This window comes from Pseudomonas sp. H3_E07, assembly GCF_054668895.1.
Genome location: NZ_CP162795.1, coordinates 822009 through 845107 on the forward strand (window position 1 = coordinate 822009; position 23099 = coordinate 845107).

The following is a 23099-nucleotide window of genomic DNA, read 5'->3' on the forward strand; positions in this document are numbered from 1 at the left end:
CGTGCCGTGTATTTGGCCCCTCCTCCCCGTTCATCTCTGTGGCTGATGCTGCTGTGCAGCGCGCCAGCCATGGCCGACGATCTGTTCCTCGACAGCCAGCCGCTCCCCCAGGTGTTGACGGCCACGCGCCTCAAGCAGTCGGCCGCCGCGGTGCCCGGCAGCATGACCGTGATCGACCGCGAGCTGATCAAGGCCAGCGGCGCGCGGGACATCAGCGAGTTGCTGCGGCTGGTGCCGGGGATGATGGTCGGTTACACCACCGGCAACCAGGCCGCGGTGAACTACCACGGCACCAGTGCCAGCGATGCGCGGCGCATGCAGGTGTTGATCGACGGCCGCTCGGTGTATCGCGCGGGCCTGGCCACCGTGGACTGGAGCGATATTCCGGTGGCCATGGAAGATATCGAGCGCATTGAAGTGTTCCGTGGCCCCAACACCGTCAGCTACGGCGCCAATGCGCTGATGGCGGTGGTCAACATTCTTACGCGCTCGCCGGCCAACAGCCACGGCACGCGGTTAAAAGTGGTGCGTGGCGAACGCGGTATCAATGATTTCTATGCCAGCCAGGGCGCGGGCTGGGAAACCGGTGACCTGCGCCTGTCCCTCTCCGGGCAACAGGACGACGGCTTCGACAGCGATGCCACCGGCGCAGACCGTCGTGACAGCCGCCGTCTCAACCGCTTCAGCCTGGCCATCAGCCAAACGCTGAACACGCAACAAAGCATCGACCTGCAGCTGGACGCGAAGGAAGGCACCAACCAGCGGCCGTATACCTACAGCCCGGTCTTCGCAGGGATTACCGAAGGCGGCAACAATTCCGACGTCACCGCCAAGGATTACGCCGGCTCCCTGCGCTGGAACTTCGACTTCAACCCGGATCACAGCCTGTACATCCAGGGCTCCGCCCAACAGTGGGACCGCCGCCAGATCTGGAAAGCCTGTGACGCCAAAGTCTCATTCAGCCCCGAACTGACCCAGTTGTGGCAGATGAACCCCAATTACGCCGAACTGCTGGCCCGGCACATGGACACCTACAGCCAGGGCAGCGCACCACCGGGCAACGCCGCCGAGCAGGCGTTGGCCAACCAAGTGCTGCAGCAGTGGCGCGACGGTGCCAGCCAAAGCGTGTGCGGTGACATCGACCAGAGCACCCGCGAAAGCCGCTACGACCTGGAGATTCAGGACACGCTCAGCCTGTCCGACAGCCTGCGTCTGGTCAGCGGCATGAACTACCGCTACGACCGCGCCGACTCCGACACCTACTTCAACGGCACCCTGGACGACACCACCTGGCGCCTGTTCGGCCAGTTGGAATGGCGCGCCAGCGAGCACTGGCTACTGCAAGGCGGCGCCATGTATGAAGACACCCACCTGAGCGGCAACTCGCTGACGCCACGGGTGGCGGTCAACTACCTGATCAACCCGCGCCACGGCTTGCGCGCGGTGTACTCCGAGGCGATCCGCTCCCCGGACATGTTCGAGAACAACGTCAACTGGAGTTATCGCGTCACCAACCTCAGCTCCCCGGCCTATGGGCAGACCACCGGGCAATACTTCGTAAAAACCCGGGGCCCGGGCAACCTCGATAAAGAGATGATGAAGTCACGGGAACTGGGGTACAACGGCTTCTTTGCCGACATCGGGCTGAACATGGACGTGAAACTGTTCTACGACGAGATCACCGACATGATCAGCTCGCCGCTGCGCAATAACCAGTACATTGCCAGCAACGCCAACAGCGCTCGGTTTACCGGCGCCGAGTCGCAGTTCGACTGGCGCGTGAGCAATGCCGACCGCCTGCGCCTTACCTACGCTTACGTCGACGCCAGCACCAGCAACCCGCTGGACAAAGCACAGACCGCCCGCAACAGCGGCTCCGCCGGCTGGTTGCGTGAATGGGGCCAGGGTTGGTCCAGTGCGCTGTTCTACTATGGCGATGACGCACTCAACCAATATCGCTTCGAACGGGTCGACCTGCGGGTGGCCAAGCGCATTGCCCTGGGCAAAGCCAATGTGGAGCTGGCCGGCATGCTGCAAGAACGCCTCGACAACCAGCCCACGACCTGGGCCGACAACAACTATGACCATCGCCACGTGCTCTACTTCAGTGCCGAGTTAGAGTTCTGACATGGGCGACTCGTCACGGATGACCGGCCTGTTTATCACTCGACTCTGGCGGCGAGCGGTGCTGCTCGCCTGTCTTCTGATGGCCGCGCCGGCGTGGAGCGCCGACATCCTGCTGACCGCCGCCGAAGACGGCGCCGGGGTGCAGGCCTTTGCCCAGGCCCTGGCCCAGCAGCGCCCGGAAGACCGTATCACCTTTACCGCCCTCAAAGACTTGCCGGCACCCGGCCGCCTACCGGCAACCACGCGCTTGATCCTGCTGGACCTGCCCGGCCTCGACTGGCGCCTGCAAGAGCCCCAGGGCCCACCGACCCTGGTGCTGCGCATCAGCCGCCTGCAAGCCCATCAGCGCCTGGGCACCATGCCGCACCCACGCATTAGCCTGCTGTGGAGCGACCCACCGCTCGATCGCCAACTACGCCTGATCGCGAGCATCCTGCCGCAGGCCCGGCGTATCGGCGTGCTCTATGGCGCCGACAGCGAGTTCCTGCTGCCTGAACTGCGCCAGCACGCAACGCTACTGGGCCTGGAAATCGTGCCGCAGCTCTGGGACAACATTACTGACAGTCGGCCGCTGCAGACCCTGTTCCGCAACAGTGACGTACTGCTCGGCCTCGACGACCCGCAGTTGTACAACCCGAAGACCGCGAAGAACCTGTTGCTGAGCAGTTACGCCCAGCAGTTGCCGCTGATAGGCCCGAACGCGGGCTTCGTGCGGGCCGGCAGCCTGGCCAGCACTTACAGCGACCAGGCCGACTGGCTTGTCGTGCTCGACCGCCTGCTCGACCACTCGCCGGCCAACTGGCCGCACTCGCTGTACCCGGAACGCTTCAAAGTCGTGGGCAACCCGCAAGTCGCGCGCTCACTGGGGATCGAACAGGTGGACGAAGCCAGTGTCGCCACCCGATTGGCCGAAGGAGAAAAACGCCCATGACCTTGCGTCGTCGTTGGGACATCAACACCCGCACCCAGCTCATTACCCTGGGCCCGGCGCTGTTGCTGACGTTGCTGTTGATCAGCTTCTTCACCTTCGTGCGTATCCAGGACCTGCGCCAGGAACTGGACCACACCGGCCAGTTGATCGCCAACCAACTGGCGCCCGCCACCGAGTACGGGGTGATTTCCGGCAACAATGACGTGCTCGACAGCCTGTTGCGCGCCACGCTGGCCACGCCCCATGTGCGCTTCCTGGAAATCCAGGACAGCAGCGAGAATATCCTCGTGTATGTCGAGCAACCGTCGGAGAAACATGACCGGTCGCTGTCAGTCAAAGTGTTCCAGGCGCCGATCCGCCTGCAACACATTCAGCTCGGCAATGATTTCTTCCAGGACAACCTCAACGAATCCAAGGCCCCGCGCGCTGACTACCTGGGCCGCGTGATCGTCGGCATGTCCAACGATGCCTTCAGCCAGCGCCAGCAGGAGATCCTCTTCAAGGCCGGCATCCTCGCGCTGTTCGCCCTCCTGTTTACCTTCCTGCTCGCACGGCGCCTGGCCGCCAGCCTGTCGCAGCCGATCAGCGCCATGGGCCATGCGGTGAAGGCGATCCAGCAAGGCGACTACAAGACGCCGTTGCCGATCGTGGACGACTCCGAACTGGGCGACCTGTCTCGGCATATCAACAACCTCGCCGAAGGCCTCAACCAGGCCAGCCGCGAACAGCAACAGGCCATGGCCCAGTTGATCCAGACTCGCGAAGAGGCCGAGCGGGCCAACAACGCGAAATCGGATTTCCTGGCGATGATGAGCCATGAGTTGCGCACACCCATGAACGGCGTGCTGGGCATGTTGCAGTTGTTGGAAACCACCGAGATGACCGAAGAACAGACCGAGTACGCGGCGCTGGCGTCGGAGTCCACCGAGCATTTGCTCAAGGTGATCAACGATATCCTCGACTTCTCGCGTATCGAGCGCGCGGCGCTGGAGCTGGAGCACATTCCGTTCAACCTGGCGGACCTGATCAACAGCTGCGCCCAGGCGTTTCAGCACAGCGCCCAGCAGCGCGGGCTGGCGCTGGAGCTGTCGATTCCGCCAGGGATGGATACCTTGCGGGTGCAGGGCGACCCGACGCGGATCCGTCAGATTCTGGTGAACCTGATCGGCAACGCGCTGAAGTTCACCGAGCACGGCAACGTCAGCATCGAGCCACACTGGCAGACCCTCGACCATGAACTGGTGTGGTTCACCTGCACCGTGCGCGACAGTGGCATCGGGATTTCCGCCGAACGCCTGGAATTGATGTTCGATGCGTTCCAGCAGGCCGACAGTTCCATTTCAAGACGTTACGGCGGCACCGGCCTGGGCCTGCCCATCGCCCGAACCCTGGCCGAACGCATGGGCGGCACCCTGCGCGCCCAGAGCGAAGAAGCCCGCGGCTCGGTGTTCACCCTGGAAATTCCGCTGGCCATTGACCAGCACAGCGTGCCGGCCATCGCCAGCGACGCCGACGGCAAAACCGGCGCAGGCGATGGTCGCCATGTGCTGTTGGTGGAAGACAACCCGGTCAACCGCGCCGTGGTCGAAGCCATGCTGCGCAGCCTGGGCTTTGAAGTGAGCCTGGCCACCGACGGTGCCGAGGCGATCCGCAGCGCCGAGAGCCTGATTTTCACCGCCATCCTGATGGATTGCCGGCTGCCGGTGATCGACGGCTACGAAGCCACCCGGCAGATTCGGCAGTTGCCGGGTTGCGCCGACCTGCCGATCATCGCCCTGACTGCCAACGCCTTGCAGGGCGACCGTGAAGCCTGTCTGGCAGCGGGAATGAACGATTACCTGGCCAAGCCGTTCAAACGCACGGATTTGCAGCAAATCCTACAACGTTGGGTGCAATAGCGCCGCGCCATCAGCCAAGTCCGACTGGCGTGAAAGACGAAAGTGCGGCAGTCTTAGGCACCCGAACGGGCCCATAAACAGGCCCGGTTTAAAATTTCAGTGAACAAGTGTACATTCAGTACCTTGCCGCTGTGACTTTCACTACAACGCAATAGTCTATGTGTAGGCTGCCGACATGAGGCATGAACGCTTCATTCGGTTCGGGAAGATTTACCCTACCCTGCCGCATGGGATTATTGAGGAGCTCGCATGACCAAACAAAACGCCTTTACTCGGGAAGACCTGCTGCGCTGCAGTCGCGGTGAGCTGTTCGGCCCAGGTAACGCGCAACTGCCCGCCCCGAACATGCTGATGGTGGATCGCATCACCCATATCAGCGAAGAGGGTGGCAAGTACGGCAAAGGTGAATTGGTCGCCGAGCTGGATATCACCCCGGACCTGTGGTTCTTCGCCTGCCATTTCGAAGGCGACCCAGTGATGCCAGGTTGCCTGGGCCTTGACGCCATGTGGCAGCTGGTCGGTTTCTTCCTCGGCTGGCAAGGTTTGCCTGGCCGCGGCCGCGCCCTGGGTTCGGGCGAAGTGAAGTTCTTTGGCCAGGTTCTGCCGACCGCCAAGAAAGTCACCTATAACATTCAAATCAAGCGCGTCCTCAAGGGCAAGCTGAACCTGGCCATCGCCGATGGTTCGGTGAGCGTCGACGGTCGCGAGATCTATACTGCCGAAGGCCTTCGGGTCGGCGTATTCACTTCCACTGACAACTTTTAAGGGTTATCCGCATGCGCCGCGTCGTTATCACTGGTCTGGGCATTGTTTCTTGCCTGGGCAATGACAAAGAGACCGTCACCGCTAACCTGCGTGCAAGTCGCCCTGGCATCCGCTTCAACCCGGAATATGCCGAAATGGGTCTGCGTAGCCAGGTTTCCGGCTCCATCGACCTGCCCCTCGAAGAGCTGATTGATCGCAAGATCTATCGCTTCGTCGGCCACGCTGCCGCCTATGCCTACCTGGCCATGAAAGACGCGATCGCCGACTCCGGCCTGAGCGACGACCAGGTATCGAACGTACGCACCGGCCTGATCGCCGGCTCCGGCGGCGCATCGACCCTCAACCAGATGGAAGCGCTGGACATCCTGCGCGAAAAAGGCGTGAAGCGCGTTGGCCCTTACCGTGTCACGCGGACCATGGGTAGCACCGTTTCGGCCTGCCTGGCCACGCCGTTCCAGATCAAGGGCGTGAACTACTCGATCTCCTCCGCCTGCGCCACCAGTGCACACTGCATCGGTACTGCGGTTGAGCAGATCCAGCTGGGCAAGCAGGACATCGTATTCGCCGGCGGCGGTGAAGAAGAGCATTGGAGCCAGTCGTTCCTGTTCGACGCCATGGGCGCGCTGTCCACTCAATACAACGAAACCCCGGAAAAGGCCTCCCGCGCCTACGACGCCAAGCGTGACGGTTTCGTCATCGCCGGCGGTGGCGGCATGGTGGTGGTCGAGGAGCTGGAACACGCTCTGGCCCGTGGTGCCAAGATCTACGCGGAAATCGTCGGCTACGGCGCCACTTCCGACGGCTACGACATGGTTGCCCCGAGCGGTGAAGGCGCCATCCGTTGCATGCAGATGGCCATGTCCACTGTAGATACCCCAATCGACTACCTGAACACCCACGGCACCTCGACTCCGGTCGGCGACGCCAAGGAAATGGAAGGCGTGCGTGCGGTCTTCGGCGACAAGGCGCCAGCCATCAGCTCCACCAAGAGCCTGTCGGGTCACTCCCTGGGCGCCGCCGGCGTTCACGAAGCGATCTACTGCCTGCTGATGATGGAAGGCAACTTCATGGCCGGCTCGGCCAACATCGACGAGATTGATCCGGTGGTGGCTGACATGCCGATCCTGACCAAAACCGTTGAGAATGCAAAAATCGACACCGTGATGAGCAACAGCTTCGGCTTTGGTGGCACTAACGCCACCCTGGTGCTGAAACGCTGGCAGGGTAATTAAGGCCTGTCGCTTGATCGCATGAAAAAGCCCCGACTGGTTCGGGGCTTTTTTGTGGGCAATCAACTCAGGACCGAGTCGCCTGCTTCGCGAGCAAGCCCGCTCCCACACTGACCGCATTTCTTTAGAAGGTACTCGGTCAAGTGTGGGAGCGGGCTTGCTCGCGAAGGGGCCCCCTCGGCTTCCCGCCCTACACCGAAAACCGCGCCACCAGAGTGTTCAGTTCCACCGCCAGCCGCGATAAATCGTGACTCGCGGCACTGGTCTGATTCGCCCCCGTTGACGTCTGGTGCGCCAAGGCACTAACGCCACCCTGGTGCTGAAACGCTGGCAGGGTAAGTAAGGCCTGTCGCTTGATCGCATGAAAAAGCCCCGACTGGTTCGGGGCTTTTTTGTGGGTGATTACAGGTGAGACCGCGCCGCCTCTATCGCAGGCAAGCCAGCTCCCACAGTTTGAATTGTAAACACAGTCAAATGTGGGAGCTGGCTTGCCTGCGATGGCGCCATCTCGGTCTCCCGCCCTACACCGAAAACCGCGCCACCAGAGTGTTCAGGTCCACCGCCAGCCGCGACAAATCGTGACTCGCGGCACTGGTCTGATTCGCCCCCGTTGACGTCTGGTGCGCCAAGGCACTAACGCCACCCTGGTGCTGAAACGCTGGTAGGGTAATTAAGGCCTGTCGCTTGATCGCATGAAAAAGCCCCGACTGGTTCGGGGCTTTTTTGTGGGCAATCAACTCAGGACCGAGTCGCCTGCTTCGCGAGCAAGCCCGCTCCCACACTGACCGCATTTCTTTAGAAGGTACTCGGTCAAGTGTGGGAGCGGGCTTGCTCGCGAAGGGGCCCCCTCGGCTTCCCGCCCTACACCGAAAACCGCGCCTCCAGAGTGTTCAGGTCCACCGCCAGCCGCGACAAATCGTGACTCGCGGCACTGGTCTGACTCGCCCCCGTTGACGTCTGGTGCGCCAAGGCACTAACGCCACCCTGGTGCTGAAACGCTGGCAGGGTAAGTAAGGCCTGTCGCTTGATCGCATGAAAAAGTCCCGACTGGTTCGGGGCTTTTTTGTGGGCAATCAACTCAGGACCGAGTCGCCTGCTTCGCGAGCAAGCCCGCTCCCACACTGACCGCATTTCTTTAGAAGGTACTCGGTCAAGTGTGGGAGCGGGCTTGCTCGCGAAGGGGCCCCCTCGGCTTCCCGCCCTACACCGAAAACCGCGCCACCAGCGTGTTCAGGTCCACCGCCAGCCGCGACAAATCGTGACTCGCGGCACTGGTCTGATTCGCCCCCGTTGACGTCTGGTGCGCCAAATCGCGAATGTTCATCAGATTGCGATCCACCTCACGCGCCACTGCCGCCTGTTGCTCAGACGCGCTGGCAATCACCAGGTTACGCTCGTTGATCAGGGTAAATGCCGAGGCAATTTCCTCCAACGCCGTGCCTGCCGACTTGGCGATATCCAGCGTGGAGCGCGCCCGTGTATTGCTCTGCTGCATCGAGCTGACCGCCTGATCGGTACCCTGCTGGATCCCGCTGATCATCTGTTCGATTTCCTGGGTCGACTGCTGGGTGCGGTGGGCCAAGGCGCGCACCTCGTCCGCAACTACCGCAAAACCACGTCCGGCATCCCCGGCACGTGCCGCTTCGATCGCCGCATTCAGCGCCAGCAGGTTGGTCTGTTCGGCAATCGAGCGGATGACGTCCAGCACCTTGCTGATGCCATAGACCTTCTGCGCCAAGTCCTCGACCTGCGTCACATTGTCGGTCACATCGGTGGCCAGCGCTTCAATCGACACCACCGTCTGCTGCACCTGCTCACGCCCACGCTGGGCGATGCGGTCGGATTCGCACGACGCCTGCGACGTGGCCACTGCATTGCTTGCCACCTCTTCGACCGCGGCGGTCATCTGGTTGACGGCCGTGGCGGCCTGCTCGATTTCCTGGCTCTGTTGATGCAAGCCACGCGTCGCGTCCTCCGTGACGCAACTCAGCTCTTCGGAAGCCGACGCCAGTTGGTTCGACGATTCGGATATGCGCCGGATGGTGTCACGCAGATTTTCCTGCATGCTCTTGAGCGCCTGCTGCAAGCGCGCCGGTTCGTCGCGGCCACGGACACTGATCTCACCGGTTAAATCGCCGCTCGCGACGCCCTGGGCCACTTTCAACGACTGTGCCAGCGGCAGCACGATACTGCGCGTCAGCAATACCGCCAGGCCAATGGTGACCAGCGCCGTGAGCACAATCATGCCGATCACCCAAATGCGCGACTGGCTGAATACGCTTTGTGCCAGGCTTGCGGCCTGGTTGGCACTGGTCTTGTTCAAGGTCACCAGTTCGCGCAGCGTCGCCGCCATTTCGTCAGCCAGTTGGTTCATTTCGCCGTTGACCACCCGGATCGCATCCTCCAGTTGATTGGCCTTGGACAAGGTCACCACCTGCTCCTGACGTTCGAGGTAGCGCGCTTCTTCGGCCTTGAAGCGATCAAATAACACTTGTTCGGCGGGCAATACGATCAAGCCCTGATACAACGTTCGAGCGCGATGCAGGTTGGCTTTGATTTCAGTGAGTTTCTGTTCATTCTGCGCCAGCGCCTGGGGGTCGCGGTTGACCAGCAGGCGCAACGTCAGCGCACGGATGCGAAGCAGGTCCTGACTCATATCCCCCACCGCCATCACGCTGGGCAGCCAGTTGTTTTCCACCTGATCCGACTGCTGGCGCATATTGGCCATCTGCAACAGGGCAAAGCCGCCCAGGGCAAACACCATCAACGCCAACACGCCAAACCCCAATCCCGCGCGCGGGGCGATATTCAGACTTCTGATACTCATGCCTTGGCTCCTTCCAAACGCGCTGCATCCATTTGCAGCTGGCTCTTGAACGTTATCGGCCCGTTACGGCCGTTGCGTAAGACCAAAACGCGATATCAACGGGCTGCACCCTCTTGGTTCGCTTTAGGCAGGACGGAAAGAAAGTTATCCCGCGCAACTTTTTGCGCCACATCCTCAGGCAAGGCATCGAGAAAAGGGTCAAAGCGGCGCATCTCCTTACCCAGCTTGTTGAACCGCCCTACGACATCCGAGCCCAGCATAAAGCGCTCCGGGAAGCGTTCCACCAGCTTTACCCACTCCGGGCGAGGCTGGCCTGCGTCATCGAGCAGATACGGCGTGAGCATGCTCCAGGACAGGTCAACATACAGGTTGGGATAAGCCTCCAGCAGGCGGCTCAAGGTGGGCAGCAAAAAGTCCATCTGCACCTGGTGGCGGTGGATTTCCTTGCTGGTGCCGGCATGGGCCCAGATAAAGCGCGTGTGGGGATGGTTGCGCAGCGGCTCCTCCACTTCGGCGAGGTACAGCGGGTTACGCTCGCGTTTGGAGGTGATGTTGGAGTGCAGCATCACCGGCAGGTCGTTTTCCGCTGCGAGGTGATAGATGCGGGTCATGGCTTCGTTGTTCGCGCGCGGCGTGTCGCCCGCCGTGATGGCCGTGAGGTCGTCATGGCGCGTGAAGACTTCGCCGATGCCCTGCCACAGCCCTGGGTTGAGGTCGAGCATGCGCTGGATATGGGCATCCGAGTTCTTGTCGTTAGGATTGAAGCCCGACAGGAACGGATGAAAGTGCTGGCGCTGTTCAGGGGTCAGCTTGTTGACCGCTGCCGCAACGATCACGTCGGTGGCGCTGTACCAATAAGCATCGGCGTCATCACCGGCGTAATAGCGTGGGCGCTTGGGTTCGTCTTCGTGCCACTTCTTCGCGACCGGAATGCCGGAAATCATCACATGCTCAATGCGGTTGTCGGCCATCGCCTTGAGCAGCTTGTCCATGCCCGCGGTTTCCTGAAAGAAATCGACGTAATGCAGGTGCGCATCGCTGTAGGCATAGTCGCGGGCCTGCGCAACAAGGCTGCCGGCGGTGAGCAACAGGGCAAGCGTCAGACGGGTCCAGGGCACGGTAACACCTCGATAAGGGCTGATACGGGTAGACCTTGCGCGCCCCACCGGGGTTCATCCGGCAAAAAAACGCGGAACACCGAAGTGCCAGCATGCTCTATAACTGCATGACCTTCATCCTGTCACCCTGTGAGGTTTACCATGCCTGTTACCGTAAATACCCTGAACCAGGACAATTTCCGCCATAGCGTCAATATCAACAACCATGAGTTGTTTACCGACCTGCCCAAAAGCCTGGGCGGCGATGATTCGGCGCCCTCCCCCCACGACTACTTCGACGCCGCGCTGGCGTCGTGCAAAGCATTGACCGTCAAGCTCTACGCACAGAAGAAAGACATCCCGCTTTCCGGCGTAACCGTAGAAGTCACCCATGACGCCGCCGAAGAACAAAAGGGTAAATACAAACTCAACGTCACGCTGACGCTCAAGGGCGTCCTCACCGACGAACAACGCGACGAGCTGCACCGTGTGGCGGATCGCTGCCCGGTGCACAAGCTGATGACCACCGCCGACGTCAGCATTGAGACGAAGCTGTCGGAAGGTGCCTTCAGCCAATAGCGGCAACATCCTACCGAGCGGGTTATGCTCAGCAGCATCCAACCCGCTCAGATTGGGACGCACCATGACCACCCTCACCGTGATCCGCCCTCGCCCCGAAGATGTCGAGGGCCAACCGATCCTGCGCCCGCTGCCGTCGCGAGAATGCCGCAGCGTCGGGCCTTTCGTGTTTTTCGACCATATGCTGCTCACCCGTTATGCACCGGGCGACGGCATGAATATCCGCCAACACCCGCATATTGGTCTGTCCACGCTCACTTATCTGTTCGAAGGCGCTTTGCAGCACAAAGACAGCCTGGGTTCGGACCAGGTGGTGCACGCCGGCGATGTCAGCTGGATGACCGCCGGCAGCGCGATTGCCCACGTCGAGCGTACACCCGAGGCGCTCAAGGCCAGAGGTTTCAGCCTGCATGGGCTGCAAGTCTGGCTGGCATCACCAAAGGACCACGAAACGGGGCCGGGGCATTACAGCCATCACCCGGCCGCGAGCCTGCCGGTGAGTGACAACCTCGGCGTGCAGATCCGCCTGATCGCGGGTGATGGGTTCTGCCTCAAATCGCCGGTGCCGGTGCTATCGCCTACGTTGTATGCCGAGGTACGCATGCAAACGGCCACGACCCTGCTGATTCCTGATGAGCATGAGGAACGGGCGGTGTATGTGCTGGAGGGCGAGGCGCAGTTGGAGGGGGAAGCATTGGAGGTGCACAGCTTGGTGGTACTGCCGGCCGGGCAGGAAATGACACTGTTCGCCGAGAGCGATTGCCACCTGATGGTGTTTGGCGGCGCGCCACTGGATGGGCCACGGCGGATAAATTGGAATTTTGTCGCGAGTGATCCGGCGGTGATCGAACAGGCCAGGCAGCGCTGGGCGGCTGGGGATTGGCCGACGGTGCCGGGTGAGTCCGAAAGAATTGAATTGCCTGTGAGATAGCATTCGCGAGCAAGCCCGCTCCCACACTCGACCGCGTTTACCCTGTCGGAGTGCGGTCGAATGTGGGAGCGGGCTTGCTCGCGAAGAGGTCCGAACAAGCGCTAGAGATTTAGCCCTTGAACACTTCATCCAACAGGTTATGCATCGACTGGAACGCCCGCTTGGCAGTCTTCGCGTCGTACATCATTTTGCCCGGCACGTTTGCATGCGGGTCGGTGAAGGAATGCACCGCGCCGCCGTAGCTCAGCAATTGCCAATCCACGCCCGCCGCGTTCATTTCATCTTCGAACGCCGGCAGTTGCTCTTTGGGCACCAACGGGTCGCAAGCGCCATGCAGGACCAGCACAGAGCCTTTGATGTTCTTCGCGTCCGCCGGGTTCGGCGTGTCGAGGGTGCCGTGGAACGAGATGGCAGCCTTGACCGGCACACCGGTACGCGCCAGTTCCAGGGAGCAGCAACCGCCGAAACAGAAACCAAAGGTCGCCAGTTTCGACGTATCAACGGCGGCCTCGGTCTGGCCCTGCAGTTGCTCGAATGCCGCCTGCATGCGCTTGTTCAACAACGCACGGTCGTTCTTCAGCGGCATCATCGCAGCGCCGGCCTCATCACCATTCGAAGGGCGCACAGTCTGGCCGTAGAGGTCGGCGATCAGTACTACGTAGCCCTTGCCGGCCACGCTTTTGGCGATCTCCTCAGCCCCCGCACTCACGCCCATCCAGTTCGGCGCCATCAGCAGGCCCGGCAGCGGGCCCTTGTGGCTGGCATCAAACGCCAGGCGGCTTTCATAGGACTGGCCATCAATCTGATAGACCACGGAACGTACAGTGACTTGGCTCATCGTTTACTCCAGTTGAGGTGAATTAACCATTCGGCGCAACGTGCTCCCTGTTGGAGCGCCAGAACGAAAAAACCCGCCGAAGCGGGTTTTTTTACTTCAGGGTCAAACCGACAGTTCAACCAACAGCTTGTTCAGGCGGCGCACATAGGCGGCCGGGTCTTTCAAGCTGTCGCCAGCGGCCAGGGCCGCCTGGTCGAAGAGGATGTGCGACAGGTCGCCAAACCGCTCTTCGCTTTGCTCGCCGTCGAGTTTCTCGATCAGCGGGTGTGCCGGGTTGAACTCGAAGATCGGCTTGGAATCCGGAACCTTCTGGCCACTGGCTTCGAGGATCTGGCGCATCTGCATGCCCAGGTCCTGCTCGCCGATCGCCAGGATCGCCGGGGAATCGGTCAGACGGTGCGACACGCGCACTTCGCTGACGGCATCGCCCAGGGACGCCTTGATCCGCTCAACCAGGCCTTCTTTGGACTTGGCGACTTCTTCGGCTTCTTTCTTCTCTTCTTCGGAGTCCAGGTTACCCAGGTCCAGGTCACCACGGGCCACGTCGACAAAGGATTTGCCATCGAATTCGTTGAGGTAGCTCATCAGCCACTCATCGATACGGTCGGTCAGCAGCAACACTTCGATGCCTTTCTTGCGGAAGACTTCCAGGTGCGGGCTGTTCTTGACCTGGGCGTAGGTTTCGCCAGTCAGGTAGTAGATCTTGTCCTGACCTTCCTTGGCGCGTGCCAGGTACTCGGCCAGGGACACAACCTGCTCGCCGCCCTCTTCATGCGTCGAGGCAAAGCGCAGCAGGCCGGCGATTTTTTCCTTGTTGGCGAAATCTTCCGCCGGGCCTTCTTTCATGACCTGGCCGAAGTTTTTCCAGAAGCCTTTGTATTGCTCAGGCTCGTTCTTCGCCAGTTTTTCCAGCATGTCGAGTACGCGCTTGGTCAGCGCCGACTTCATAGAGTCGATGATCGGATCTTTCTGCAGGATTTCCCGCGAAACGTTCAGCGACAAATCGTTGGAGTCGACCACGCCCTTGATGAAGCGCAGGTACAACGGCAGGAAGGATTCCGCCTGGTCCATCACGAACACACGCTGCACGTAGAGCTTCAGGCCTTTCGGCGCTTCACGCTGGTACAGGTCGAACGGAGCACGCGCCGGTACGTAGAGCAGCGAGCTGTATTCCAGCTTGCCTTCGACCTTGTTGTGGCTCCAGCTCAGCGGGTTTTCGTAATCGTGACCGATGTGCTTGTAGAACTCCTGGTATTCCTCGTCCTTGATCTCGGTACGCGGACGGGTCCACAGCGCGCTGGCGCGGTTGACCACTTCCCATTCCTGGGCTGGAGCCTCTTCGCCTTCAGCGGCAGCCTGTTCTTTCGGCAGTTCGATCGGCAGGGCGATGTGATCGGAATACTTCTTGACGATGTTACGCAGGCGCCAGCCATCGGCGAATTCGTCTTCACCCGATTTAAGGTGCAGGACGATACGGGTGCCACGGTCGGCCTTGTCGATAGTGGCGATTTCGAATTCGCCCTCACCTTTGGACGACCAGTGCACGCCTTCGCTGGCGTCGAGGCCGGCACGGCGGCTGAACACTTCTACTTTGTCGGCCACGATGAAGGCCGAGTAGAAGCCCACGCCGAACTGGCCGATCAGGTGCGAATCTTTCTTCTGGTCGCCCGACAGGTTTTTCATGAAGTCGGCAGTACCGGATTTGGCGATGGTGCCCAAGTGGGTAATCGCGTCTTCGCGGCTCATGCCGATGCCGTTGTCTTCGAGGGTGACGGTCTTGGCGTCCTTGTCGAAGCTCACACGGATTTTCAGTTCGGCGCCACCTTCCAGCAACTCAGGCTTGGACAGGGCTTCGAAACGTAATTTGTCGACAGCGTCAGAGGCGTTCGAGATCAATTCGCGAAGGAAGATTTCCTTGTTGGAATACAGCGAATGGATCATGAGGTGCAGCAGTTGCTTCACCTCGGTCTGGAAGCCCAGGGTTTCCTTTTGAGTTTCCACACTCATGGTCATCAAACTCCAATTGGATGGCAGTGGCCGCGCCCTTGAGGGTTGGCGGCGGGTTGTCATCAAAGTTGGGGGCTAAGACCAGGATTTCAAGGGCGGCTCGATTCCTCGATCTTGAAATGCGCGCGGGCGGTGGCGATGGGTTCTGCGGCAGTGCTTTGCCAGGCAGTGATCGCGACGTTTGCCACCCGTCGGCCTTGACGCCAGACCTGGCATTTGGCGTAGGTGTCGCGAAACTGCCCGGCGCGCAGGTAATCCAGGGAAAAGTCGATGATTTTCGGAATGCCCGGCGCACCGGTGAAGACCAGCAGGTGCAGCGCGGCGGACAGCTCCATGAAGCCGGCGATCACGCCGCCGTGCAGTGCCGGCAATATGGGGTTACCAATATTGTCCTTGTTGGCGGGCAGCCGGAACAGCAGCTCATCCCCCAGCCGAGTGCATTCGATACCGATGAGCTTGGCGTAGGGGATCAGGTTGAGCAACGCCTCATAATCGCCGCGCTCATGGGCCTGTTCCAGGCGGGTCTTGAATCGGTGCGTCATGCCTGCGCTCCCTTGATCGTGTTGCCCAACCCTTGCGCACCCTTGAGGCGCTTGCCCATGCGCATAAACGTGCCCACCACATGGGCGATGGGTTGTTGCGGATCATCCTGATAGGCAAAGCCACGGGTGAAGATCACGTCGGTGGTCACCCGGTAGCATTGGGCGAAGCCGTACACCGGCTGGTGCGGCGCAGCGGGATGCATGTAGTCAACACGCAAGTCGAGGGTCGGGCACACCTCGAATTCCGGCAATACACAAAGGGTGGCCATGCCACAGGCGGTGTCCATCAGGGAGGTCAGCGCGCCGCCGTGGATCACGCCCGACCGGGGATCGCCCACCAAATGCGGGGCGTAGGGCATGACCAAGGTAATGCCCTCCTCGCTGGCCTGATGAGCGGTAATGCCCAGCACCTGGCAATGGCGCAAGGCCGAAACAAAGCGCGCCGCGCGCGCCAACAGGGGATTTTCGGTCATTCGTTAAAGACTCTTATTAATGTTGATCCACGAAATCGAGGGTCCGGACAAAAGTTCCGGTTAGGCAGCGATTTATATATCTATGGAATAAAAGGAACTAATGCCGAACCGCCATGCTCGAAAGGCCAGTAGATATCTTCAATAAGGAGAAACACCCATGCGCAAGACTTTAGCTATTTCCATGATGCTCGCCGCTGCCCTCGGTCTCGCTGCCTGCGACAAGAAATCCGAAGACAAAGCCCAAGACGCCGCCGCGCACTCTGAGCAAGCTCAGAAAGACATGGCGAAGGCTCAGGATAAAGTGAACGACGCTGCGAAAGAAAACGCCGATGCTGCCAAAGCTCAGGCTGAATCGAACGAAGCCGCCGCAAAAGAAGCAGCACCTGCTACCCCTGCCACCGGTTCTTGAGACCGCGGCTTGAAATAGCTTGGCTGCAAAAAGAAAGCCCGCTTAGATAGCGGGCTTTACTTTGTCTGGGGTTTTTATCTGAAGGTTTAGTTAAGCAGCTTCTTTAACCGCTTCCGGCGGCGGTGTGTCCGTCTGCGTATACACCATCACTTGCAGCACGTCGGAATGAAACTCCCGACGGTACAGCACCAACACCACCCCACTGCTCATCAACATGAACAACCAGGGGCTGACAAACCACGCCAGCATGGTCATGCCGAAGTAGTAAGAGCGCAGGCCGAAGTTGAACTGGTTGGCAGCCATGGAGATCACCCGCGCCGCGCGCAGGGCAAACGCATTGCGCTCCTGCTCCGACACATGCCGCTCACCGATCATCGGCGCCGACCCCACCAGCACCGCCGCGAAATTGTACTGCCGCATGCACCAGCTGAATGTGAAAAACGCATAGACGAACACCAGCGCCAGGCACAGCAGCTTGATCTCCGACATGCCCTGGGAAGCCTGCTGCACCATGGGAATATCCGCCAGCAACGACACCGCGCGCTCGGAAGCGCCGAGCACGGTGAGAATGCCGGCGAGGATAATCAAGGTGCTGGAGGCGAAGAACGAGGCGTTGCGCTCCAGGTTACCGATCACGCTGGCGTCGGCGATGCGGTTGTCGCGCAGCAGCATGCGGCGCATCCAGTCTTCGCGATACAGATGCAACACACTGGCCAGGCAGGCTGTGTCGCGGGCTTTCCAGGCGGCGTAACGGGTATAGCCGCCCCAGCACAGGACGAACCAGAGGGCGGCGAGCAGGTGGATCTGATTGGCTTCGACGAACGACATGTGGGTCCTGTTACACATAAAATGGAGTGGCGGGCGCGGTCCAAATGTGGGAGCAAGCCCGCTCCCCATTTACCGAGCTCCAACTTTAGAAGGTTGTTGTCTCATAAGCATAAAAAATGCCCCGTATCGATTGATACGAGGCATTTCAGTACAGCGGAAAACGTGACTTAAGCGATCGCTTCGCTGCGCTTGCCCAGCATACGATCAACCGCAAACGCCACAGCCAGCGTCATCACCGACGGCACCAACCACGCCAGGCCCTGCTCGCTCAGCGGCAGGTTGGCCAACTGTGCAGGCATCCAATCCGCCAGGCCAGCGCCCTTGAGCGCATCGATGCAGCCAAAGATGAACGACACCAGCATCACCGGGCCGACAATACGACCCTGCTCTAGCCAGAAGTCTTTGCAGAAGCTCAACGCCACCAGCACGATGCACGGCGGGTAGATCGCGGTCAGTACCGGGATCGAGAAGGCAATCAGCTTGGTCAGACCCAGGTTGGACACGAACAGCGAGAACAGCGCCAGGATCACCACCAGGGTCTTGTAGGACAACGGCAGGATCCGGCTGAAGTACTCGGCGCAGGCACAGGTCAGGCCGACCGCCGTGACCAGGCACGCCAGGGAAATCAGCACAGCCAGGAAGCCGCTGCCCAGCGAGCCAAACGTGTGTTGCACATAGGCGTGCAATACCGCGGCGCCATTGGCAGCACCGGCGGCGACTTCATGGCTGCCCGAGCCAAGGCGGAACAGGCTGATATACACCAGTGCCAGGCCCACACCGGCGATCAGGCCGGCAATGATGGCGTAGCGGGTGATCAGCTTCGGCGACTCGACGCCACGGGAGCGAATGGCATTGACGATCACGATGCCGAATACCAGGGCGCCCAGGGTATCCATGGTCAGGTAACCATTGATGAAACCTTGGGAGAACGGTGCAGCCACATATTCCTGGGTAGCGACGCCTACATCGCCGGCCGGCAAGGCGAATGCGGCGATACCGAGGATGGCCAGCGCGATGATCTTCAGCGGCGCCAGGAAGCGACCTACGGTGTCCAGCAGTCGACCTGGGTAGAGGGAGACAAAAAACACCACCAGGAAATACACCGAGCTGTAGAGGAACAGTGCCAGCGGGCTTTCGCCGGTCAGCGGCGCCAGGCCCACCTCGAAGGATACGGTCGCAGTACGCGGGGTGGCGAACAGCGGCCCTACCGCCAGATACGCCGCCGCCGCCAGCAGGCCGCCGGCGATCTTGCCGATCGGGCTGCTCAGCGCGTCCATACCGCCACCCACCTTGGCCAGGGCGATCACGGTGACCACCGGCAAACCCACTGCGGTGACCAAAAAGCCCAGCGCTGCCATCCAGACATGAGGCCCGGACTGCAAACCAACGATAGGCGGGAAGATGATGTTGCCGGCGCCCACGAACAGGGCAAAAGTCATAAAGCCCAACGCCAGGACATCCTGGCTTTTCAACACTTTCATTTGAGGAAATACCACACTACTGAATCGGAATTTAGAGAGGGATTCCCTATGGATGAGGGAAATACTGTCGGCCCTTATGGGAGCCGACCGGTCTAGCGCGGGGCTTCCTTTTGGGATGCGCACGCATAAAGAGGCGGCTAGCCTAACGAATTTGCGGGTCAAACGCACTGTTGGGGGGCGAACTGTCCGATAAGCGACATTTTTATGTCGCGTTTTCATATCTAAATTTTGAAATGCGACCGGATGTGGGAGCGGGCTTGCTCGCGAAAGCGGTGTATCAGCCACTCGCAAGCTGACTGACACGCCACTTTCGTGAGCAAGCCCGCTCCCCCACCTAGATCTTCACCAACTTCAGAATGCACAAAGGCCACCCGAAGGTGGCCTTTGTGTGGTGAAGCGTCAGTTAAGCGCGAGGCTTACTTGACAGCCCAACCGGTCAGCTCGGCCAGGGCCTTGCCGATGTCTGCCAGCGAACGCACGGTTTTAACGCCTGCGTCTTGCAGCGCAGCGAATTTCTCGTCTGCAGTGCCTTTGCCGCCAGAGATGATTGCGCCAGCATGGCCCATGCGCTTGCCCGCAGGGGCAGTCACACCAGCGATGTAGGAAACAACCGGCTTGGTCACGTGTGCCTTGATGTAGGCAGCCGCTTCTTCTTCAGCCGAACCGCCGATCTCACCGATCATCACGATCGCTTCGGTCTTCGGGTCTTCCTGGAACAGCTTCAGGATGTCGATGAAGTTCGAGCCTGGGATCGGGTCACCACCGATGCCGACGCAAGTCGACTGGCCGAAACCGGCGTCAGTCGTTTGCTTGACAGCTTCGTAGGTCAGGGTGCCGGAACGGGAAACGATACCGACTTTACCTGGCAAGTGAATGTGACCTGGCATGATGCCGATCTTGCATTCGCCTGGAGTGATCACGCCTGGGCAGTTAGGGCCGATCAGGACTACGCCCAGCTCGTCGCACTTAACTTTAGCGTCCAGCATGTCCAGGGTAGGAATGCCTTCGGTGATGCAAACGATCAGCTTGATGCCGCCGAATGCTGCTTCCAGGATCGAGTCCTTGCAGAAAGGAGCTGGAACGTAGATCACGCTGGCGGTGGCGCCAGTGGCAGCTACAGCGTCTTTCACAGTGTTGAACACTGGCAGGCCCAGGTGCTCGGTGCCGCCTTTACCAGGCGTTACACCACCGACCATCTTAGTGCCGTATTCGATGGCTTGCTGGGTGTGGAAACTACCTTGCGAACCGGTAATACCCTGGCAGATAACTTTGGTGTCTTTATTGATCAGGACGCTCATTATTTGCCCTCCGCAGCTTTGACAACTTGTTGAGCAGCGTCGGTCAGGCTGGTAGCCGCGATGATGTTCAAACCGCTTTCTGCCAGTACTTTAGCGCCCAGTTCAGCGTTGTTGCCTTCAAGGCGAACAACAACCGGGATTTTAACGCCGACTTCTTTCACTGCACCGATGATGCCTTCGGCAATCATGTCGCAACGAACGATGCCGCCGAAGATGTTGACCAGTACTGCGGCGACGTTGGAGTCGGACAGGATGATCTTGAAGGCTTCGGTTACGCGTTCCTTGGTAGCACCACCGCCCACGTCGAGGAAGTTGGCTGGTTTGCCGCCATGCAGGTTGACGATGTCCATGGTACCCATGGCCAGGCCAGCACCGTTGACCATGCAACCGATGTTGCCTTCCAGTGCTACGTAGTTCAGTTCGAACTTGGCGGCGTGCGCTTCGCGCGGATCGTCTTGCGACGGATCGTGGAAAGTCTTCAGCTTAGGCTGACGGTACATGGCGTTGGCGTCGATGTTGATCTTGGCGTCGAGGCAGTGCAGATCGCCGTCAGCCTTGATCACCAGCGGGTTCACTTCCAGCAGGGCCAGATCGTGATCCTGGAACAGTTTGGCCAGACCTACGAAGATCTTGGCGAACTGGGCAACTTGCTTGCCTTCCAGACCCAACTGGAAAGCCAGCTCGCGACCCTGGAATGGCTGAGCGCCCACCAGTGGATCGATAGTGGCTTTCAGAATTTTTTCTGGGGTTTCGTGAGCGATTTTCTCGATGTCCACGCCACCTTCGGTGGAAGCCATGAACACGATGCGACGGCTCGAACGGTCAACGACAGCGCCCAGGTACAGCTCTTTAGCGATATCAGTGCACGATTCAACCAGGATCTTGGTGACTGGCTGGCCATTGGCATCAGTCTGGTAAGTCACCAGACGCTTGCCCAGCCACTGCTGTGCGAAGGCTTTGGCGTCTTCTTTGCTGCGAACCAGCTTAACGCCGCCCGCTTTACCGCGACCACCAGCGTGGACCTGGGCTTTGACAACCCACTCGGTGCCGCCGATTTTGTCGCAAGCTTCTGCTGCTGCTTCCGGGGTGTCTACTGCGTAGCCCTTGGAAACTGGCAGGCCGTATTCAGCGAACAGCTGCTTACCCTGATACTCGTGAAGATTCATGCTTTTTACCGTCTTCGTTAGGTACTGCGCATTCGGCGCTGCGCTCATTATGAGTGCCGCGCCACCTGTGACTGCTGCTTGCGCAACTTGCGGGGCTCAAGGCCCGTAAAGCTGCGCAAGACTGCGTCCAGCGGATATTCCGCGGTGAGTCTTGCGCGCAAGGCTCACGACGGGCAACTCCGCCGTGGTTTCTTATTATCTCGCTTAGCGCTTCTTCTTGTTGGCGATGTGGATGGCGCCGCCATTCACTGCCAACGCGGCTTCGTGCAGCGCTTCGGACAACGTCGGATGGGAGAAGACCATCATGCCGATGTCCTCGGCACTGGTGCCGAATTCCATACCGATCGCGCCCTGCTGAACCAGTTCTGCTGCGCCTGGGCCAATCACGTGGACGCCCAATACGCGGTCAGTCTTGGCATCAGCAATGACTTTGACAAAACCACCGGTGTCGTTGGCTGCCATGGCACGGCCAGAAGCGGCAAACGGGAAGGTGCCGACGTTAACTTCAACGCCTTCAGCTTTCAACTGCTGTTCGTTCTTGCCGACCCATGCAATTTCCGGGTGGGTGTAGATAACCGATGGGATCAGGTCGTAGTTCATCTGGGTTTTGTGGCCCTTGATGCGCTCGACAACCATGATGCCTTCTTCGGAAGCCTTGTGCGCCAGCATCATGCCACGCACCACGTCGCCGATGGCGTAGACGCCCGGCACGGTGGTCGCGCAGTGATCGTCAACGTGCACGTAACCGCGCTCGTCGAGGGTCACGCCGCTGTCGGCTGCCAGCAGGTCGGTGGTCACTGGACGGCGACCAACGGCTACGATCAGCTTGTCGAAAGTGATGGTCTTTTCGCCATCCTTGTCGGTGTAGTTGACGACAACTTCTTCACCGTTGACTTTCGAACCGGTCACACGAGCGCCCAGCTTGATGTCCAGACCTTGTTTGGTCAGGGTTTTCAGGGCTTCTTTCGATACAGCGGTGTCGGCAGCCAGCAGGAACGTGTCCAGGGCTTCCAGCACGGTGACTTCGGAACCCAGGCGGGACCACACCGAACCCAGTTCCAGGCCGATCACGCCAGCGCCGATCACGCCCAGGCGCTTAGGCACGGCTTGGAATTCCAGGGCACCGGTCGAATCAACGATCACGTTCTGGTCAACTGGAGCAGGCGGAATGTCGATTGGACGGGAGCCTGGAGCCAGGATCACGTTTTCGGCTTCGATGATCTCGGTCGAACCGTCTGGCTTGGTGATTTCAACTTTCTTGCCGGCCAGCAGCTTGCCGTGGCCTTGCAGGGAAGTCACACCGTTGGCCTTGAACAAGGTGGCAACGCCGGAAGTCAGGCCTTTGACGATGTTGGCTTTACGGCCGACCATTGCAGGTACGTCCATAGTCACGCCGGCATGGTGGATGCCGTGGATCGCGAAGCCGTCTTGGGCTTCGTGGAATTTCCAGGAGCTGTCCAGCAGCGCCTTGGAAGGAATGCAACCAACGTTCAGGCAAGTACCGCCCAATGCCAGTTTGCCTTCCTTGTCGGTGTATTTTTCGATGCAAGCAGTCGAGAGGCCCAATTGTGCGGCCTTGATGGCGGCAACGTAGCCGCCAGGACCTGCACCAATCACTACGACGTCAAATTTCTGTGTCATGAAAATAGATCCTCTATTTGCGACAAGCTTTT

Annotated in this window: 18 protein-coding genes and 2 pseudogenes; 8 read left to right on the top strand and 12 right to left on the bottom strand. The window is 60.1% G+C overall.

What is annotated here, in order from left to right; translation table 11 throughout:
- The first annotated feature begins 6 nt into the window (after window positions 1-6).
- The 5 genes from AB4O08_RS03665 to fabB all read left to right on the top strand — a co-directional run bounded on the left by AB4O08_RS03665 (window position 7) and on the right by fabB (window position 6953).
- Window positions 7-2127 carry a TonB-dependent receptor plug domain-containing protein gene (locus AB4O08_RS03665; RefSeq protein WP_021492131.1) on the top strand — a complete coding sequence of 707 codons (2121 nt, stop codon included), beginning with the start codon at window positions 7-9 and terminating at the stop codon, window positions 2125-2127.
- A gap of 1 nt (window position 2128) precedes the next feature.
- On the top strand, window positions 2129-3058 hold the full coding sequence (locus AB4O08_RS03670) for an ABC transporter substrate-binding protein (protein WP_305378229.1): 930 nt from the start codon (window positions 2129-2131) through the stop codon (window positions 3056-3058).
- Window positions 3055-4956, top strand: coding sequence for an ATP-binding protein (locus tag AB4O08_RS03675; protein ID WP_010211700.1), 1902 nt, complete (start codon window positions 3055-3057; stop codon window positions 4954-4956). Before AB4O08_RS03670 ends, AB4O08_RS03675 begins: the two co-directional genes overlap by 4 nt.
- 249 nt (window positions 4957-5205) lie before the next feature.
- Entirely contained in the window at window positions 5206-5721 is a 516-nt protein-coding gene (fabA, locus tag AB4O08_RS03680; protein ID WP_010211704.1) for a 3-hydroxyacyl-[acyl-carrier-protein] dehydratase FabA, read from the top strand.
- 11 nt (window positions 5722-5732) lie between these two features.
- Window positions 5733-6953: a beta-ketoacyl-ACP synthase I gene (fabB, locus tag AB4O08_RS03685; RefSeq protein WP_021492133.1), complete on the top strand. Its 1221-nt coding sequence runs from the start codon at window positions 5733-5735 to the stop codon at window positions 6951-6953.
- 1198 nt (window positions 6954-8151) lie between these two features.
- On the opposite strand, the pseudogene AB4O08_RS03690 reads toward fabB, so the two are convergent.
- The 3 genes and pseudogenes from AB4O08_RS03690 to AB4O08_RS03700 all read right to left on the bottom strand — a co-directional run.
- A pseudogene (locus AB4O08_RS03690) lies at window positions 8152-8763 on the bottom strand (methyl-accepting chemotaxis protein); the annotation flags it as partial.
- A 291-nt stretch (window positions 8764-9054) separates the two neighbouring features.
- A pseudogene (locus AB4O08_RS03695) lies at window positions 9055-9777 on the bottom strand (MCP four helix bundle domain-containing protein); the annotation flags it as partial.
- Window positions 9778-9872: 95 nt separating this feature from the next.
- Window positions 9873-10895 (bottom strand): amidohydrolase family protein, encoded by a 1023-nt coding sequence (locus tag AB4O08_RS03700; RefSeq protein WP_137206496.1) that lies wholly within the window; start codon window positions 10893-10895, stop codon window positions 9873-9875.
- A 141-nt stretch (window positions 10896-11036) separates the two neighbouring features.
- Between AB4O08_RS03700 and AB4O08_RS03705 the strand changes: the two genes are divergently transcribed.
- Both AB4O08_RS03705 and AB4O08_RS03710 read left to right on the top strand, forming a co-directional pair.
- Window positions 11037-11453, top strand: a complete 417-nt coding sequence (locus AB4O08_RS03705) for an OsmC family protein (protein WP_021492563.1) — start codon at window positions 11037-11039, stop codon at window positions 11451-11453.
- Window positions 11454-11517: 64 nt separating this feature from the next.
- The gene (locus tag AB4O08_RS03710; protein ID WP_010211714.1) at window positions 11518-12384 is read left to right on the top strand and encodes a pirin family protein; all 867 of its coding nucleotides are present in this window, start codon (window positions 11518-11520) and stop codon (window positions 12382-12384) included.
- A 109-nt stretch (window positions 12385-12493) separates the two neighbouring features.
- On the opposite strand, the gene AB4O08_RS03715 is transcribed toward AB4O08_RS03710, so the two are convergent.
- From AB4O08_RS03715 to AB4O08_RS03730, 4 genes are all read right to left on the bottom strand, one after another.
- Entirely contained in the window at window positions 12494-13222 is a 729-nt protein-coding gene (locus AB4O08_RS03715) for a dienelactone hydrolase family protein (protein ID WP_021492553.1), read from the bottom strand.
- A 102-nt stretch (window positions 13223-13324) separates the two neighbouring features.
- Window positions 13325-15229, bottom strand: a complete 1905-nt coding sequence (gene htpG / locus AB4O08_RS03720) for a molecular chaperone HtpG (protein WP_010211718.1) — start codon at window positions 15227-15229, stop codon at window positions 13325-13327.
- A gap of 89 nt (window positions 15230-15318) precedes the next feature.
- The gene (locus AB4O08_RS03725; RefSeq protein ID WP_010211720.1) at window positions 15319-15771 is read right to left on the bottom strand and encodes a PaaI family thioesterase; all 453 of its coding nucleotides are present in this window, start codon (window positions 15769-15771) and stop codon (window positions 15319-15321) included.
- Complete coding sequence (locus AB4O08_RS03730; RefSeq protein WP_047543517.1) at window positions 15768-16244, bottom strand: PaaI family thioesterase; 477 nt, start codon at window positions 16242-16244, stop codon at window positions 15768-15770. Before AB4O08_RS03730 ends, AB4O08_RS03725 begins: the two co-directional genes overlap by 4 nt.
- 157 nt (window positions 16245-16401) lie before the next feature.
- Here AB4O08_RS03730 and AB4O08_RS03735 point away from each other — a divergent pair, with 157 nt between their 5' ends.
- On the top strand, window positions 16402-16653 hold the full coding sequence (locus AB4O08_RS03735; RefSeq protein ID WP_010211724.1) for a hypothetical protein: 252 nt from the start codon (window positions 16402-16404) through the stop codon (window positions 16651-16653).
- A gap of 90 nt (window positions 16654-16743) precedes the next feature.
- Here the strand turns inward: AB4O08_RS03735 and AB4O08_RS03740 are convergent, their stop codons facing one another.
- The 5 genes from AB4O08_RS03740 to lpdA form a co-directional block, all read right to left on the bottom strand.
- Window positions 16744-17481 carry a DUF599 domain-containing protein gene (locus AB4O08_RS03740; protein ID WP_010211727.1) on the bottom strand — a complete coding sequence of 246 codons (738 nt, stop codon included), beginning with the start codon at window positions 17479-17481 and terminating at the stop codon, window positions 16744-16746.
- Between the two features lie 167 nt (window positions 17482-17648).
- Complete coding sequence (gene brnQ, locus AB4O08_RS03745) at window positions 17649-18962, bottom strand: branched-chain amino acid transport system II carrier protein (RefSeq protein ID WP_010211728.1); 1314 nt, start codon at window positions 18960-18962, stop codon at window positions 17649-17651.
- A gap of 416 nt (window positions 18963-19378) precedes the next feature.
- The gene (gene sucD, locus AB4O08_RS03750; RefSeq protein WP_003172813.1) at window positions 19379-20260 is read right to left on the bottom strand and encodes a succinate--CoA ligase subunit alpha; all 882 of its coding nucleotides are present in this window, start codon (window positions 20258-20260) and stop codon (window positions 19379-19381) included.
- Window positions 20260-21426: an ADP-forming succinate--CoA ligase subunit beta gene (gene sucC / locus AB4O08_RS03755; protein WP_003233235.1), complete on the bottom strand. Its 1167-nt coding sequence runs from the start codon at window positions 21424-21426 to the stop codon at window positions 20260-20262. Before sucC ends, sucD begins: the two co-directional genes overlap by 1 nt.
- Before the next feature lie 204 nt (window positions 21427-21630).
- Window positions 21631-23067, bottom strand: coding sequence for a dihydrolipoyl dehydrogenase (lpdA, locus tag AB4O08_RS03760; protein WP_010211733.1), 1437 nt, complete (start codon window positions 23065-23067; stop codon window positions 21631-21633).
- Window positions 23068-23099: the final 32 nt, after the last annotated feature.

Coding starts and splice junctions, on each gene's coding strand:
- AB4O08_RS03670 (WP_305378229.1), top strand. CDS start 2,129: ATGGGCGACTCGTCACGGATGACCGGCCTGTTTATCACTCGACTCTGG.
- AB4O08_RS03675 (WP_010211700.1), top strand. CDS start 3,055: ATGACCTTGCGTCGTCGTTGGGACATCAACACCCGCACCCAGCTCATT.
- fabA (WP_010211704.1), top strand. CDS start 5,206: ATGACCAAACAAAACGCCTTTACTCGGGAAGACCTGCTGCGCTGCAGT.
- fabB (WP_021492133.1), top strand. CDS start 5,733: ATGCGCCGCGTCGTTATCACTGGTCTGGGCATTGTTTCTTGCCTGGGC.
- AB4O08_RS03705 (WP_021492563.1), top strand. CDS start 11,037: ATGCCTGTTACCGTAAATACCCTGAACCAGGACAATTTCCGCCATAGC.
- AB4O08_RS03710 (WP_010211714.1), top strand. CDS start 11,518: ATGACCACCCTCACCGTGATCCGCCCTCGCCCCGAAGATGTCGAGGGC.
- AB4O08_RS03715 (WP_021492553.1), bottom strand. CDS start 13,222: ATGAGCCAAGTCACTGTACGTTCCGTGGTCTATCAGATTGATGGCCAG.
- htpG (WP_010211718.1), bottom strand. CDS start 15,229: ATGAGTGTGGAAACTCAAAAGGAAACCCTGGGCTTCCAGACCGAGGTG.
- AB4O08_RS03725 (WP_010211720.1), bottom strand. CDS start 15,771: ATGACGCACCGATTCAAGACCCGCCTGGAACAGGCCCATGAGCGCGGC.
- AB4O08_RS03730 (WP_047543517.1), bottom strand. CDS start 16,244: ATGACCGAAAATCCCCTGTTGGCGCGCGCGGCGCGCTTTGTTTCGGCC.
- AB4O08_RS03735 (WP_010211724.1), top strand. CDS start 16,402: ATGCGCAAGACTTTAGCTATTTCCATGATGCTCGCCGCTGCCCTCGGT.
- AB4O08_RS03740 (WP_010211727.1), bottom strand. CDS start 17,481: ATGTCGTTCGTCGAAGCCAATCAGATCCACCTGCTCGCCGCCCTCTGG.
- brnQ (WP_010211728.1), bottom strand. CDS start 18,962: ATGAAAGTGTTGAAAAGCCAGGATGTCCTGGCGTTGGGCTTTATGACT.
- sucD (WP_003172813.1), bottom strand. CDS start 20,260: ATGAGCGTCCTGATCAATAAAGACACCAAAGTTATCTGCCAGGGTATT.
- sucC (WP_003233235.1), bottom strand. CDS start 21,426: ATGAATCTTCACGAGTATCAGGGTAAGCAGCTGTTCGCTGAATACGGC.
- lpdA (WP_010211733.1), bottom strand. CDS start 23,067: ATGACACAGAAATTTGACGTCGTAGTGATTGGTGCAGGTCCTGGCGGC.